The sequence below is a fragment of the Burkholderia sp. WSM2232 genome (genome assembly GCF_000472545.1).
In the GTDB taxonomy this organism is placed as follows: domain Bacteria; phylum Pseudomonadota; class Gammaproteobacteria; order Burkholderiales; family Burkholderiaceae; genus Paraburkholderia.
The window spans coordinates 1-15201 of record NZ_AWZV01000015.1 but is presented as its reverse complement, the minus strand read 5'-3'; the positions used below and the strand labels follow the sequence as shown (position 1 = coordinate 15201).

Annotated in this window: 12 protein-coding genes; 2 read left to right on the top strand and 10 right to left on the bottom strand. The window is 63.8% G+C overall.

Features of this window, described 5'->3' with window-relative positions; all coding sequences use genetic code 11:
* Positions 1–122: 122 nt before the first annotated feature.
* From F757_RS0115300 to F757_RS0115260, 9 genes are all read right to left on the bottom strand, one after another.
* Positions 123–1232 (bottom strand): acetoin dehydrogenase dihydrolipoyllysine-residue acetyltransferase subunit, encoded by a 1110-nt coding sequence (locus F757_RS0115300; protein WP_027212160.1) that lies wholly within the window; start codon positions 1230–1232, stop codon positions 123–125.
* On the bottom strand, positions 1232–2248 hold the full coding sequence (locus F757_RS0115295; RefSeq protein ID WP_027212159.1) for an alpha-ketoacid dehydrogenase subunit beta: 1017 nt from the start codon (positions 2246–2248) through the stop codon (positions 1232–1234). Before F757_RS0115295 ends, F757_RS0115300 begins: the two co-directional genes overlap by 1 nt.
* Positions 2249–2299: 51 nt before the next feature.
* On the bottom strand, positions 2300–3301 hold the full coding sequence (locus F757_RS0115290) for a thiamine pyrophosphate-dependent dehydrogenase E1 component subunit alpha (protein ID WP_027212158.1): 1002 nt from the start codon (positions 3299–3301) through the stop codon (positions 2300–2302).
* A gap of 20 nt (positions 3302–3321) precedes the next feature.
* Positions 3322–4416 carry an ATP-NAD kinase family protein gene (locus tag F757_RS0115285; protein WP_027212157.1) on the bottom strand — a complete coding sequence of 365 codons (1095 nt, stop codon included), beginning with the start codon at positions 4414–4416 and terminating at the stop codon, positions 3322–3324.
* 210 nt (positions 4417–4626) lie between these two features.
* Positions 4627–6627, bottom strand: a complete 2001-nt coding sequence (locus F757_RS0115280; RefSeq protein ID WP_027212156.1) for a sigma-54-dependent Fis family transcriptional regulator — start codon at positions 6625–6627, stop codon at positions 4627–4629.
* A 550-nt stretch (positions 6628–7177) separates the two neighbouring features.
* Positions 7178–8200, bottom strand: coding sequence for a methyl-accepting chemotaxis protein (locus F757_RS0115275; RefSeq protein WP_027212155.1), 1023 nt, complete (start codon positions 8198–8200; stop codon positions 7178–7180).
* Positions 8201–8561: 361 nt separating this feature from the next.
* Entirely contained in the window at positions 8562–9803 is a 1242-nt protein-coding gene (locus F757_RS0115270; protein WP_027212154.1) for a metal-dependent hydrolase family protein, read from the bottom strand.
* An 84-nt stretch (positions 9804–9887) separates the two neighbouring features.
* Positions 9888–10382: a GAF domain-containing protein gene (locus F757_RS0115265; RefSeq protein ID WP_027212153.1), complete on the bottom strand. Its 495-nt coding sequence runs from the start codon at positions 10380–10382 to the stop codon at positions 9888–9890.
* Positions 10379–11743 carry an MFS transporter gene (locus F757_RS0115260; RefSeq protein ID WP_027212152.1) on the bottom strand — a complete coding sequence of 455 codons (1365 nt, stop codon included), beginning with the start codon at positions 11741–11743 and terminating at the stop codon, positions 10379–10381. Before F757_RS0115260 ends, F757_RS0115265 begins: the two co-directional genes overlap by 4 nt.
* Before the next feature lie 146 nt (positions 11744–11889).
* Between F757_RS0115260 and F757_RS0115255 the strand changes: the two genes are divergently transcribed.
* Positions 11890–12855, top strand: a complete 966-nt coding sequence (locus F757_RS0115255) for a LysR family transcriptional regulator (protein WP_027212151.1) — start codon at positions 11890–11892, stop codon at positions 12853–12855.
* 177 nt (positions 12856–13032) lie between these two features.
* Here F757_RS0115255 and F757_RS0115250 read toward each other — a convergent pair whose 3' ends face one another.
* Complete coding sequence (locus tag F757_RS0115250) at positions 13033–13263, bottom strand: hypothetical protein (RefSeq protein WP_027212150.1); 231 nt, start codon at positions 13261–13263, stop codon at positions 13033–13035.
* Between the two features lie 812 nt (positions 13264–14075).
* Here F757_RS0115250 and F757_RS0115245 point away from each other — a divergent pair.
* Positions 14076–14912, top strand: a complete 837-nt coding sequence (locus tag F757_RS0115245) for an IclR family transcriptional regulator (protein ID WP_027212149.1) — start codon at positions 14076–14078, stop codon at positions 14910–14912.
* Positions 14913–15201: the final 289 nt, after the last annotated feature.

Here is a 15201-nt window from a genome sequence, read left to right as displayed (position 1 = left end):
CTCCGGTTTGTTTTGAATGAGGTGCGCCACGGCACCCCACCGTTTTCTTCGTCGGTAATCGACCGGTGCATCCTGAGGTGCATCGCTTCGCAGAATGCCCGCGCTCGTGCCGGCCGGCCTCACTAGCCCAGGTGCTGGCGCAGCAGCGCGTTCACCTCGTTGGCCTTTTCCATCTGCGGCATGTGGCCAGCGCCGTCGAGCACTTCCACCACCGCGCCGGCAGGCGCGGCGGCGGCATGGGCGCTGGGGATGATGCGGTCCTCGCGGCCCCAGACCACCAGCACCGGCCCGTCAAAGCGGCTGAGCGCCCGGCCGGGCTGCTCGCGTTGCCTGCCGCCGCCGAACAACTGCGTGCCCAGCGCGTCGAGTGCTTCAGCGACACCGTCGAGCCGCTTGTACTTGAGCAGATCGTCCAGCAACTGTCGGCTCACGAGCGCCGTGTCGTTGAACAGCAGTTCGGCCACGGGCTTGAGTTCGCGGCGCGACTGCGCACGCACGAAGCCATCGGTGTAATCGGCGTTGACTTCGTCGCCCAGGCCGGCGCTGCTGATCAGCGCCAGCGAGCGGACCTTGCCCGGCGCATCCACCGCCAGTTGCGCTGCCACGCCGCCGCCCATCGAGTGGCCGACCAGATGGGCCGACGGGACATCGACGGCCTCCAGGAAGCGGCCGACGAAGGCGGCCAGTTCCTGCAGCGTCGTGCCCGCCAGCCGCACCTGGGACAGGCCGTGCGCGGGCAGATCGAGTGCGATCACCGGATGCGTCGCGGCCACTGCATCGAGGTTGAACAGCCAGTTGTTCAGGTCGCCGCCGAAGCCGTGGATGAAGAGCACCGGCGTACCCGACTCCGGCCCACGTCGCGCATAGCGCACGCGGATGCCGTCCACCTCGACGTAATCGAATGCCGGGCCGGCGTCCTCGTCGTCGCCCTCCATGACCGGCACCTCGAAAGCGGCGACGTACGCATCGATCTCGGCATCGCTCACGTCCATCTCCGCCAGCACGCCAAGCAGCGCCTTGACGGGCAGCGTCTCGCCGCTCCGGGCGACGATGCGGCGCAGCAGTCCCGCATCGGGTGCTTCCACCGAGTTGGAAATCTTGTCGGTATCCACGTCGAGCAGCGCCGTTCCTACTTCGATGCGCTCGCCTTCCCGCACCAGCCAGTCCTGCACCGTGCCTTCGCGCATCTCCAGCCCCCACTTGGGCATCACGATCGGGGTAATCGCGGCCATCAGTTCTTCCCTCCTTTCATCGTGCGGCGCGCCGCGTCCGCGATCCGCGCGGCGCTCGGGATGTACAGGTCTTCCAGCACGGGCGAGAAGGGCACCGGCGTATGCGGTGGACAGACCATCTCGATCCCGGCCTTGAGCGCGCCGAAGGCCTGTTGAACCACCTGTGCGGAGATGTCGGTCGCGATGTTGCAGCGTGGACTGGCCTCGTCCACGACAACCAGACGGCCCGTGTTCTCCACCGTCTCAAGCACGGTATCCATATCCAGTGGCGACAGCGTGCGCAGATCCACGACCTCCGCTTCGATGCCCTCCGCGGCCAGTGCGGTGGCGGCCTCCAGTGCGCGATGAACCATCAGGCCGTAGGTGACGATCGATACGTGCTTGCCGTCGCGCACGATGTTCGCCTCGCCGAACGGCACCGTGTACGAGCTTTCAGGCACATCGCCTTCGAGGCCGTACAGGTTCTTGTGTTCGCAGAAGATCACCGGGTCGTTGTCGCGGATAGCCTGGATCAGCAGCCCCTTGGTGTCGTAAGGCGTGGACGGGCACACTACCTTGAGGCCGGGAATGTGCGTGAACAACGGCGTCAGCATCTGGCTGTGCTGGGCGGCGGCCCGAAAGCCGGCGCCGACCATCGCGCGGATCACGACCGGCGTTTCGGCCTTGCCGCCGAACATGTAGCGAAACTTCGCGGCCTGGTTGTAGATCTGATCGAAGCACACACCCATGAAGTCGATGAACATGAGCTCGGCAATCGGCCGCATGCCGCACGCGGCGGCGCCGATGGCCGCACCGACGTAAGCGGACTCGGACAGCGGCGTGTCGAGCAAACGGTCGCCATGTTTGGCGTACAGGCCCTTCGTTACGCCGAGCACGCCGCCCCACGCGTCCGCTTCACCGTTCGCGCCGGCGCCGCCGACAATGTCCTCGCCCAGCATGATCACGGTCGGGTCGCGGGTCATTTCCTGGTCGATCGCTTCATTGATCGCCAGCTTCATACTCAATTTTCTGGCCATGATGGAGTCTCCTGATGGATGAATTATTGGTTCGGTCGTCGCACGGTAATTTCAGTAGCTGACGTAGACGTCCGCGAGCAGATCGTCGGGTCCCGGCAGCGGAGCCGCCTTGGCCTCCACGACCGAATGCTCGATCAACGCCGCGACTTCGCGATCAATCGCATCCAGTGCATCGCGGGAAATCACTTCGGCCCGCACCACCGTTTGCACGAACTTCTTGATGCAATCCTTGTTGCTGCGAATGTCGTCGAGTTCGCCGGGGCCGCGATAAGTCTGTGCATCTCCTTCGAAGTGGCCGAAGAAGCGCACCGTCTTGCATTCGAGCAACGACGGGCCGCCACCCTCGCGCGCGCGCCGGATGACCTCGCCTGCGGCCTCGTGCACGGCGAAGAAGTCGGTGCCGTCCACCGTCACGCCAGGAATGCCGAAGCCGGCTGCGCGATCCACATAGCTGTCCACGGCCGTACCGTATTCGCGCGCAGTGGATTCGGCATAACCGTTGTTCTCGATCACGAAGATCACCGGCAAATTCCAGACTGCCGCCAGGTTCAGGCTTTCGAGAAACGTGCCCTGGTTCGACGCGCCGTCGCCGCAAAAGGTAACGCCTACCTCGCCTTTGCCGCGGAACCTGGCGGCCAGCGCCGCGCCGCAGATCAACGGCGCACCGGCACCGAGAATGCCGTTGGCACCCATCATTCCCTTCGACAGATCCGCGATATGCATCGAGCCGCCCTTGCCGTTGCAGGAGCCCCCCTTTCGACCGTAGATCTCCTTCATCATCGCCACGGGGTCCACGCCTTTGGCGATGCAATGGCCATGTCCGCGATGCGTGCTCGCAATGCGATCGCCGTCGCCCAGGTGATGCAGGATGCCGACGCCGGTCGCTTCCTCACCGGCATAGAGATGAACGAAGCCGGGGATGTCGCCACGGCCAAAGTCGACGTGCAGCCGCTCCTCGAACTCGCGGATCGTGCGCATCTTGCGATAGACCGCGAGCAGCGCCTCCTTGTCTAGCGGCAGCCGGGCCTGCCCTGCAGCGATGTCTGCTTGCATGTTTGTCTCCTTTTTCAGGTTTAGGGGGTGAAGATGCGGAATTCGGGATCGGTCAGGCCTGCGCCCGCGGCGCGGCGCATCAGGTGCGCGCCAGCGGCGTAGCTCATGCACGCGGCCACGTCGATGCTGGAAAAAGCGTTTTCTTGCAGTGTCACGAATACTTCGTCATCCTTATCGAATGCCAGCTCGCGCTCGCCGTCGAGTGCGACGATGCCGGCGCCCTGGTGCACACGCTCTGGCACGGCGTCCTCCAGGCGATGCCAGCAGGCGACCGGCACCGACCGCATCAGTCCGGGCGCAATCGGAGCCATCAGTTCGAACGCGCATTGCCCCTGACGGCCCAGTTCGATGGCGAGGCCACCGCGCTCGTGCCGGCCAACCGGTTCGAGCAGGCCCGCGATCGCGGACAGGCCGATTGCCTGCGGACTCGCATATGACACATACACCGCCGTCAGCATGTCGGTCTTCCACACCGCACGCGCGCCGATGTATTGCTCGCGGGAGATGACCGCGTCGACCAGTGCGATATCCGTGTGCACCGCACCGTTCGGCTCGCGAATCGTCACTTCGAGGCGCTTGTTACTCGCGAGCGCGCACCGCGCCGGGATGCGCCCGCTTGCGAACAGGGCGGTAGCCAGCCCGGTGATAGTGGGCTCGCGCATTTCGGGAAAGGCGTTGTTGGTGCCCGTGGAAAGCCCGACGATCGGCACGTCGCCGCACTCGCGGACTACCGCGCGATGCGTCCCGTCACCGCCGAGGACCACGATAGCCGCTACACCGGCCTCTCGCATCATTCGTGCGGCGCACAGCGTGTCGTCCACGCTGCCAGTGACAGCCATGTTCAGATAATCGACCGCCGCCAGCGTGCAGTCAGGCCCTGAAGAACGCGCAAGGTGCCGCTGCAGCATTGCCCGCAACCCTTCCCGATCCGGCATCATCAGCACGCGGCCAACGCCGCCCGCGGCCAGCGCAGACAACAGCCGCAGCACGATATTCACGCGGTCGGCCAGTTGCAGGCTGTTCGCGTTCGCGATGACTCGACGGATATCGCGTGCCGAAATGGGGTTGGCGATGATGCCGACCAGCGGCGAACGAACCGGCGCAGGTTCGCGCATGCCTGTCTCCTGATGTACTTGTTTTGACAGGCCCACCTACTGCAACTGCTATGCCAATGACGTGTCGATCCAATGGGACAGAAAACCCAGGTGATAACCCGGAAATATGGGCGCGAAATGCACAGACGCAGCCGTGTGCCGTGACAGGTGTCACACGTGCAGTTGCATCATGCTGGACACGCGTATCGGCCGCACGCGGCAGCCACGCAGTCAGCGCTGAATATCGCCTGCTTTGGCGTCGCTGCGGTTTGGCGACTGAATCCCGTAGCGCGCCATGCGGCGATACAGTGTCATGCGGCTGATACCGATCTCGCGCGCGACGGCGCTCAGATTCCAGCCCGAGGCGCGCAGGTGCTGCATGAGCAGCTTGCCCTCGGCCGGCAAGGTGGTCCCGTCGTGTGCATGGGCCGGATGCGCCGCCGGATCTGACGACGCAGGTTCCGCGAGGGTGTCCACGGCCGTGTCGCCTATGCCTTCGGGGAGGTCATGCGCTTCGATGTGTTCGTGGCTGCAAACCGCTCGGGCATATTCGAGCGCATTGCGCAGTTCGCGCAGGTTGCCCGGCCAGCGATGCCGATGCAGCCGCTCACGCGCGGCCTCCGAGATCGTGAAGCCGGACCCGGTTCCTGGCACGGCGAGCAGCTTTTGCACCAGCCAGTCCAGATCGCTGCGCTCGCGCAACGGCGGCAGTACAAGGCGTGCACCGTTGAGACGGTAATACAGGTCCTCGCGAAACCGCCCGGTGCTGATCAATTGGTCAAGCGGATGGTGGGTGGCCGAAATCACCCGCACGTCGACGGGCACGGGACGCGAAGCGCCGATCGCCAGCACCTCGCCTTCGGACAGTACCCGCAGCAGACGCGACTGCAGCTCGCGCGGCATGTCGCCAATCTCGTCGAGGAATAGCGTGCCGCCGTTGGCCTCCTCGATCAGGCCGCGCTTCGGTTTCGAACCGGCGCCCGAGAAACTGTTGGGTAGATGTCCGAACAGTTCGCTTTCGATCAGCGCTTCGGGGATCGCCGCGCAGTTGACCGCGATGAACGGGCCATTGCGACGCGAGCTGGCTCGATGCAGTGCCTTGGCCAGGAATTCCTTGCCGCTTCCGGTCTCGCCGTTGATCAGTAGATTGATCGGCGAATCAATCAGCCTGGCAGCACGCTGCAATTGCTGCTGTAATGCCGCATCGCCACCGCATAGCGCAGCCAGCTCGGTTGGCAGCGGCGGCGATACGTCGTCCTGCATCGGATGGTGCAAGCGCAGCACGGGCGGCATCACGCTCAGGTACAGCCGTTTCCCACTACGGCTCAACCGCAGGACGCGCTGCTCGCTGGGTCGCGAATAAACGAAGCGACCGAGGTCTTCCGGGCGGGCATCAAACAGCTCATCGAATCGCATGCCGAGCAGAGACTGGCCCATTGTCTCGACACCCGGCTCGGCTATCAGCATTTGCTGCGCACGGCGGTTATGGCCGGAGATCCGGCCGCCGGCGTCGAGAGCAATCAGATACTCCGGATTGACATCGAGGAACTCGGGCGCCGGACTGAGCTTGAGCATCCAGTCCTGCCGATGCCGGCGCAGAAAGTTAGCGTCCTCGATCCGGTTCGCGTACATGCGCACCAGTTGGAGCGCAAGCATTTGACTGTACTTGGCCTGCGGTGAACACAATGCGGAGATGTCGAGAATCGCGTTGAGCTGGCCATACGAATCGAACAGCGGCGCAGCGGTGCAGGTCAACGGAATGTGCGTCGCATCGAAATGATCGTCCTGATGCACAGTCAACGCCTGACCTGTCGCGAGCGCAGTACCCACCGCGCAGGTGCCCGCGCCGTTCTCACTCCATTCGGCGCCCAGATACAGGCCGGCGCGGCGCAGGGCTGCGTCCGCATTGGCCTCGCCGCGAAAGTCGACAGTGACGCCGTCGGCATCCGTCAACAGGACCACGTAGCCCATCCCTCCCACCTGGCTGTACAAGGTGTCGAGGCCGTGGCGGGCGATCCGCGTGAAATCGTCGATACGTTGCTGATGTTCGCGCAAACGGAACTGCGGCAGGATGCGCGCCTCCTGCATGCGGGCAGGATCAAGACCGTACTGGTGCACGCAACGCCGCCACGAACTCTGGATGATCGCATCGTGCGCGCGTGCGCCTGCCGCCGATCCACTGGTGGTCGTCAGGAGGACTGTTTCGATGTGCTGGCGTTGCGACTGGTCCATCGCTGTCTCCTGTGTATCAGGTGCCTCATACGGAGTGCGAAGGCGCTGACCGGCTAAGCCACTCTGGCTTAGCGTGTCACGCAGTTCTTCCGGGCACATCTTCGCTACTACAGTCGGGCTGTTATCGAGTCGGCATCATGGTTTCGGAAATGGCTGGGCCGGGGCGCCATCGGCCGCACCAGCCAATGGGCTGGTTGACGTCAAATTTACTGATGCCGACTTGATAATGTATCCGACGGCCACTGGATTGTGCAAACGGGGATTCGGTGCAAATCACGTCTGCCTATCGCGCTGTGTAACGGGGCGACTCCGGAATGAGCAGTTCTGCGCCGCTCGAAATCCAACGTTGCCGAGCAAGCGCGAAACCCCGAATAAACATTTGTCTGCAGGACTCACGCGAACGCAAAGGTCCGACTCGCTTCGCGCAAACGCAAACGCAAACGCAAACGCAAAGATCGACTCAAAGCGCATTGCGGGCGGGGCGAACGGACTAAAGTTTTTAGGGACCCGATCGTCGAGTTTGCAATGCGGCATGCCGAGTGTGCGATTCTCATCGCCCCGCGCGCTTGCGCACGATCACGCCGTACCAGCCCATCCCTTCGTATGTTTCGTAGCCCGGCGTGAGTGCGTAGGTCACCAATGTGTCCGCGTCCGGTCGATACGCGCCCGCCTTCGGATCGCCCACTTTGAGCGGCAGCACTTCTTGCAGCATGCCTTTGTCGTCTGAAGTGGCGATCACGCGCTTGCGTGCATCCACGAGCAGGCAGCGTGTACGCGTCCACTCCTCCGCAGACAAACGCACGCCCTTGACGACCGTCGAGGCTTGCGGCGCCCAGTTGAAGAAGACGGCCAGTACGCCGAGCGGACGCCCACGGTTGGCGCCGCCCTCACGAATGGCCGCGGCGTACGTCGCCACGGCGGCGCCACCGAGCGCCGCCACTGACTCGAGTTCGGCCGCCGCATACTCGGCGCCCGATGCCGACTTCGCGGCCGCCTTGAACCACGGCTTGTCCGCCACGTTCTCTTGCCCTGCCGTGGCGAACTGGCCGGGCCGGCCGGTGGCTACGACATTGCCGGCCATGTCGATCACCCACAGATCGAGGTACACGGTGTAGCTGTCGAGAATCACGCCCAGCCGCTCTGACGCGAACGCGCGGTGTTCGGGGATGTCGTGCGCAAGGCAATCGACAATCGCGGAGTCGGTCGCCCACCAGCGCACATCGCAGGAACGTTCGTAGAGGTTGCGATCGATAATCTCGATCATGTTGAGCGCGAGATCGGTGAGGCGTTGCGCTTCCTGCTGCTCGAGCTGCGTGATCATCCGGTCACCGAGGGCCGTGAGTTCGCGGCCCAGTTCGGTGGTCAACTGTCCGATGCGTTGCGACACCACCTTGACCTGATTTGCGACCACGGCGAAACCGCGGCCGGCGTCGCCGGCACGGGCCGATTCGATCAGCGCGTTGATGGCGAGAAACGTGGTTTCACGATTGATGTCGTTGATATCCGATACATTGCCCTTCGCAATACGGTGAACTTCTCGCGTCAAATCGACAATCTCATTGGCGTCCGCCATGACCTTCCCCGGGGCTTATGGTTTAGATTGATCCTTCTCGCGCGACCGACCGCACCAAGACAATGCAGGTAAGCGCCATTGTTGTGCCGTCGCGCTTTTTATTCCCTTTTTCTGGGCGCTTTCTGTTGCCAATTGAAGGCTTTAGCGCGCAAACAACTCTTCAACGGCATCACAAGGGGATTCTTTAAGATTGAATTTCCGGTCGGCCGCAAGAACCTGGGGGTCGGTCAATGAAGGTAGCTGGCGAAAAAAACGCGGGTTCCAGAAGGAACCCGCGGGCTGGTCGAGACGCTATTGGGCCGGCTAGCCGCTGAACGCCAACGCTCCTGAAGCCGACGCTGCAGCGAGACCGGAGTCGCGCTCACATCTCGTCAAAGTAAATCTCACCGCCCTTCATGACGAGGGGCATGCGTTCTCCCTGTCCTAGCAGGCACGTGATGTCGCGTAACGGATCACCATCGACGACCAGCATATCGGCGAACGCCCCCGGTGCCACGCGGCCGAGCTTGTCGGGCAACCCAAGTACTTCGGCGGCCGTGGTGGTGGCGCAGCTGAGCGTGGCGGCATTGCCGAGCACCTCTGCGCGGATGCGAAACTCGTCACTCTGAAGACGCTGTGACGGTCCCAGCAGATCCGAACCGAAGCCCATTTTGACGCCCGCATCGCTGTAGATTTCGAGCGAGCGTAGGCCCGCTTCGCGCACGTCTGCGATCTTCGCGACACTTTCTTCGCCAAGGCCGTATTGCGCACCTTCTTTGGCGAGCGCTTCGTAAGTGACGAGCGTCGGCACCACGTATGCGCCCATTTCCGCCATTAACTTTGCCGTGGGGGCATCGACGAGGTTGCCGTGCTCGATCGTGCGCACTCCCCAGCGCACGACGCGCGCAATTGCCTCTGCCGTGTATGCATGCGCCATCACATACGTGTGCCGCGCACGCGCTTCCTCGACGATCGCGCGCACCTCCTCTTGCGCATAGCCGAATGCGCCGACGGGATCGGTCGGCGATGCCACGCCGCCCGAAGCCATGATCTTCAGATGATCCGCTCCCATCTGCAGTTCTTCGCGGGCGGCGCGGCGAACTTCGTCGACGCCGTCCGCCACGCGCGCCAGCGCACCGACGCGCACGCAGCAACCGCAGGGCGCACTACCGCCCATATAGTCGGAACGCGCCCGCATGTCGCCGTGCCCGCCGGTCTGGCTTAGCGCGCGGCCCGCCACGAACAGGCGCGGCCCGACCGCAAGGCCGCTTTCGACGGCCTGCTTGTGCGGATAACCCGCGCCGCCCGCATCGCGCACGGTAGTAAAGCCGCGCCGCAGCATCGCGCGCATGATCGGCACCGAGCGCAACGTGACGAGCACGTTCGGCATGTTCACCTGTTGCGAAAGATTCAATTGCACTGCCACGACGTGCACGTGCAGATCGATCAGACCGGGCATCAGGGTCTTGCCGCGCAGGTCGATCTCACGCGCGGAAGCGCTTTTCAATGGACGGTCCGAGACCTCCTTGATCAAGCCGTTTTCGACCAGCACGTGATGCCCTTCGCGCAATTCGGCGCGCTCGACGTCGAGCAGGCTGGCGTTCGACAACAGAATGCTTTCCACGCGTCTTCCCCTTGTTAGTCCGTGAGTGTTTCGGTGAACCGGCGCTCGGGCGCCCGCGAGGCATCGGGCGTCGAGCGTCAGGCATCAGGCATCTAGCAGCGCGGGCAGCGTGAACTGCGCGAGAGCCTGCGCGAGGGGCACATGTTCGTCGCGATACCACGCGCGCCTATGGAGCAGATTCAGCGACGCCAGCGTGCGCCCGTCCCAGCGCACCGGTACGTTCAGCACGCTCTCGCAGCCGAGCGAGGCGATCAGTTCATGATCGGCGAAAACGGCGCGCAGATCGTCAGGCGTTGCGCCGATGAACGCTTCGCCGCGCTTGAGCACCGTCTCGACCCAGTTGCCGCCCGATAGCGGCTTGGTTGCGGCAACCGGGTATTCGGCCGGACGATTGCTGTAGATGCGCGCAGATTCGTTTGTCGCGTCGTCATAGCGCAGAATCGTGAAGAGCGTATGGCCGAGAGTGTCGGCCAGCACCGTATCGAGCGCGCGATAGAGCGTGCCCGGCTGATCGCCGTTTGCTTGCGCGCCCGCCAGCACGAGGAACGGATGCAAGGTGCTTCCGGTGGGCGGGTTCAAGCCGCTTCTCCGGCAGCGATGTCTTCCAGCGAGCGTCCACGGGTCGGCACGCCCATCAAGACCACGGCGATTGCGCCGAGCAGCAGCACGACCGTCGTCACGCCGAACACGCCCGCGAAGCCGAAATGGGGGTACAGGTAGCCGACGAGGATCGGCGAAACGATCGCGCCTATCCGCCCGATGGCCGATGCTGTGCCAGCGCCCGTCGTTCGCACGGCCGTCGGGAATACTTCGGCGGTGTAGGCATAGACGCCGGCATACGTGCCATTCATGAAGAACGACAGGCCGATGCCCGCCGCCATGATCTCGCCGTTGGTGTGCGCGAAAGCCATGCCAAGGGCGCAAGCGCAACCGAGCAGCATGTAGGTGGCGATGGTCGCCTGCCGCCCGATCCGTTCGTTGAACCACGACGCGCTGAAGTAACCGGGTACCTGCGCTGCGTACATCGCGACCGAGTAGCCGAAGCTGCGCGTGATGCTCATGCCATGCTGCACCAGCAGTCCCGGGATCCATGTGAAGAAGGCGTAATAGCTGAAGGTGATGGACAGCCACATGAGCCAGGTCATCGTCGTGATGCGCGCCTGACGGCCCGTCCACAACGCGCGAAGATTGGAGATCAGGGTGCCCGCTTCGAGCGCCGGCGCGGCGCGTGCCTCGACCGGCTCGGGCGCAGGCAACGCGATGCCCCGCGCCGTGAAACTCGCTTCGATGACGTCGAGCACGCGCGTCGCTTCATCCGTTCGGCCACGGCTTTCCAGCCACCGCGGCGACTCGGGCAGCGAACGGCGCCACCAGAGCAGCATCAGGATCGGTACGGCGGTAATCAGCAGCACGACGCGCCATCCGGCGTCGAATGCCGGCACGATGAAATAACCAAGTAGCGCGGCCGCGACGAAGCCAAACGAAAAGAAGCCGGCCAGCGCGCCCGTGAAAATGCCGCGATAACGCTTGGCGACGAATTCCGCGAGATATGGCGCGATGATCGCACTTTCCGCGCCTGTGCCCATGCCCGCGACAATGCGGGCGGCGAGGAAGGTAGGCCACGAATCGGTCATTGCGCTGACGACGGACGCTACGCAGTAGATCAGCAGCGCCGACATCATGACCTTGCGCCGCCCGCGCAGATCGCCGAGCGTGCCCGCGAGAAGCGCGCCGAAAAAGAAGCCGATAAAGTTGCCGCTGCCGAGCACGCCCGTCTGCACACTGGACAGACTCCAGTCGTGGAGCAGGACGGGCAGCACAAAGGCGACGGCGGCGGCGTCCATGGCGTCGAACGCGTAGCCGAGACCGCCCATCAGCAGCAGGTGACCGTGGAACCGGCCAAACGGAAGGCGCTCGATGCGTGCAGAAACTTTTGACACGGTGTGCTCCTGTGATGATCAGGCCGTTGCGCCCGTGAGTGGGGCGATGCGCCTCTCTCGCGTGGTCCAGGCCGATTCTATGGCTTGTCGAACGTCATAAATATTTATATCCTTGATCCGGTACATTGATAGTGTGAATAGCCGACATGAGCTTCCGGTCGCTCGATCTCAACCTGCTGAAGGTGTTCGAAGCGTTGATGACAGAAGGCGCCGTCACGCGCGCCGCGACCAAGCTGTCGCTCACGCAGCCCGCGGTCAGTAATGCGCTGAGCCGTCTGCGCGAGGCATTCGACGACCCCCTCTTCGTGCGCAATGGCGCGGGTGTCGCGCCGACTCAGCGCGCCATGGCGCTATGGGGCCCGGTCGGCGATTCGCTGAGCCGCATTCGCGCCGCGCTCGACGAAGAAACGTTCGCGCCCGAACGCGCCGAGGCCAGCTTCAGTCTGTCGATGTCCGATTATGTGGCGGGGCTCGTCATGCCGCGTCTGATCGGGCGGTTCAGCAAAGGCGCGCCGCGCCTGCAGTGGCATGCGGTGCCCAACACCTTGCTCGATGCGCCCGCGCTGCTCGAAGGCAACCGTGTGGACTGCGTGATCGGTGTGTACGTGAATGAGACGTTGCCGCCCGCGCATATTCGCTCGCGCTCGCTGTGGACCGTCGACTACGCGTGTCTGATGCGGCGCGGCCATCCGCTCGCGGCGCCCGGCCGGCTGACCACGAAGCGCTTTCTCAACGCAAGTCACGTGGACATCAGTCTCGCAGGACAGACGCAGCCGTCGTTCGACAGCTTTCTCGCGTCACGCGGACTGAAGCGCAATCTGGTCACCACGGTCAATCACTACACGGTGGCGTGCGAGATTCTCTGTGCGAGCGACCTGATCGCCGTGCTGCCACGTGATCTATGCGCGCGCGGCGGCAAAAATGGCGCGCTGGTTAGCCTGCGTGCGCCGCTGGAGGCGCCGGATCGCGTCGTCAGTCTGTTATGGCATCAACGCAATGAGACGGCGCCGGCGCACCGTTGGCTGCGCGCTCAGCTGGTCGATATGTTCGCCACGCCGGGGCTCGATAAGCGGGAAAAGATCGCGGCCAGCGGCGGGCGGCGGGATTCGTAACTGTCAGCGCGAGCCGTGTCGAGAGGCAGGCGATGCCGGCTTCGCCGCCCGGCGACCGACCTTGCCTTGACTCGAGACAGCGCAAGCGCCGCCAAAGCGTCTCCTCATGGTGGCAGTTAACCAGCAACTCCGCGAGCAACTCCGCCGCGCTCGTCGTATTCGGCAACCGGATCGTATTCACCACCAGATGCGCCAGATCTTGCGGCCGAGCCGCGCGAGCGTCGTATTCACCGAGGCGCGGGCAGCTTCGGGATCGCGCGCCTCGTAGGGGTGCAGTAACGCATCCGGCACACCATCGTAGGCCCGCGTATCACGCAGGCCGAGCGAAAGACCGCGCCGCGCAAGTTCCACCGCAATCTCACGTCCAATGCCGCGGCTCGCGCCCGACACCGTCGCCACTTTGTTCATATGCAGTCCTATTGCAGCGAATCGCCCCGTGCTCTGTGACGACCGCGCTCGCGCGACCGCCGCTCGTCGCGGTCACGCTCGAGCACGGCGTTGAATCGGTTGTTCCAACGGTCCAGGTATCTGATCGCACTGGTCGGCGTGGCAACGGCGTTCCTGGATCGCACTCTGAACATCAAGCGCTATATCGCGCCAGCCGATATCTCCACCGCGTCGACTGGCTTTGTCAAGCTTAGCCACAGTGATGATGAGTGGCACGTGCATCAACACAGATCGTCCCCAGCTCCCAAAGGCGCGGGTTCAGAAACACAATCTTTCGCCGCCTGCTGGCGGAAGCGATGAACCTTACGTTGCGGCAGACGTTGTTGTGCACGCATACGAACAAAAAAAAGGCGTCACGTTTCCGTGACGCCTTGAAAAGTTCTAGCCATTCCGAGGGCCGTGCTAGAACCTGAGAGACGGTATTTCGAAACACTCCGGCAACCGCACGAGCTATGCGGTGAGAGACACCGACTGCTGCGGAAAAGTGGACTACAGTCGGGCACTTTCCCACGACGAGATGCCGGGCTCACGGCAAAAAGACGCCAAGCCTGATACCTTGTTTCGAAATAAGGTTCCATTTTTTATGGTTATCCTGACTAAGTCAAGCAAAATCTAAACAGCCTTGGCGAGGCGCGGAAAATTATTCCGATACAATGAATAATAGGAAGAATTCCGGGTCTACCCGCTTCGCATGCCGTGCCGCCTGGAACACCGCGCGATGTGCCGCCCGGCGCTCCGGATGAAGGTAATCTGAAATATTGTTCCAAAATCACATGAACCCACGAACGCGAATCCGCAGTGCCGCCGACCCCGTCAAAGAAAAAGACGGCTCCGGCGACGAGGTCACCGCGCTGGCACGTGGCCTGACCGTGCTCCGCTCCGTAGCCGCGGCGGACGCGCCGCTCAGCAACCGTGAACTGACCGAAATCACCGGCATTCCTAAACCCACGGTGTCGCGCATCACGGCGACGCTCGTCGGCACCGGCTTTCTGTTCCGGCTGCCCGACAGCGAACGTTTCGTGCTGACGTCGTCGGTGCTGGAACTGAGCAACGGCTTTTTGCGCAACTTCGACATTCGCGCGCGTGCCCGGCCGTTCCTGATCGAACTCGCCGAACGTACGCGGCTTTCCGTCCATCTCGCCGTGCGCGACCGGCTCGACATGGTTGTGATCGACGTGATCCGGCCACGCTCGGCCGTGCTCGTGTCGCGTCTCGAAGTCGGCGCGCGGATGAGCCTGAGCCGTACCGCCATCGGCCGCGCCTATCTGGCCGCCCTCGACGAAGCCGATCGCGCGAAATTGCTGACCGGCCTGCAGGCCGCCGAGGGCGACGACTGGGGCCACGTCGGCGGGCGGCTCGAAACGGCACTGGAGGAAACCATCGAACGCGGTTTCGCGGTCGCCACCGGCGAGTGGTACGACGGCCTGAACGCGATCGCGCTCGGCTTCACCGGCCCCTCCGGCGAGCGCTACGCAGTCAACTGCGGCGGCTCGGCCGATCAGTGCCCGCGCGACTGGCTGATCAGCCGCGCCGGGCCCGCTCTACTCGATTGCGTTGCGCGCATCGTGCTGGAGATAGGCGGCACACCGGCACGCCGCCTCGATAACTGAGGGCGCCGCGGCCAGCTCGCTGGGGTTGCTCATGCGCCGCCGCGCGCCGCTGATCGGCTGATCGGCTGTGCCGCTGTGCCGCTGTGCCGTTGTGCCGTTGTGCCGTTGTGCCGTTGTGCCGTTGTGCCGTTGTGCCGTTGTGCCGTTGTGCCGTTGTGCCTCTGTGCCGTTGTGCCTCTGTGCCGTTGTGCCGTTGTGCCTCTGTGCCTCTGTGCCTCTGTGCCTCTGTGCCTCTGTGCCTCTGTGCCTCTGTGCCTCTGTGCCTCTGTGCCTCTGTGCCTCTGTGCCT

Bases quoted from the DNA above. Each gene is read 5' to 3' on its own strand.
- F757_RS0115300 (WP_027212160.1), bottom strand. From the start codon at position 1,232: ATGGCCGCGATTACCCCGATCGTGATGCCCAAGTGGGGGCTGGAGATG.
- F757_RS0115295 (WP_027212159.1), bottom strand. From the start codon at position 2,248: ATGGCCAGAAAATTGAGTATGAAGCTGGCGATCAATGAAGCGATCGAC.
- F757_RS0115290 (WP_027212158.1), bottom strand. From the start codon at position 3,301: ATGCAAGCAGACATCGCTGCAGGGCAGGCCCGGCTGCCGCTAGACAAG.
- F757_RS0115285 (WP_027212157.1), bottom strand. From the start codon at position 4,416: ATGCGCGAACCTGCGCCGGTTCGTTCGCCGCTGGTCGGCATCATCGCC.
- F757_RS0115280 (WP_027212156.1), bottom strand. From the start codon at position 6,627: ATGGACCAGTCGCAACGCCAGCACATCGAAACAGTCCTCCTGACGACC.
- F757_RS0115275 (WP_027212155.1), bottom strand. From the start codon at position 8,200: ATGGCGGACGCCAATGAGATTGTCGATTTGACGCGAGAAGTTCACCGT.
- F757_RS0115255 (WP_027212151.1), top strand. From the start codon at position 11,890: ATGAGCTTCCGGTCGCTCGATCTCAACCTGCTGAAGGTGTTCGAAGCG.
- F757_RS0115250 (WP_027212150.1), bottom strand. From the start codon at position 13,263: ATGAACAAAGTGGCGACGGTGTCGGGCGCGAGCCGCGGCATTGGACGT.
- F757_RS0115245 (WP_027212149.1), top strand. From the start codon at position 14,076: ATGAACCCACGAACGCGAATCCGCAGTGCCGCCGACCCCGTCAAAGAA.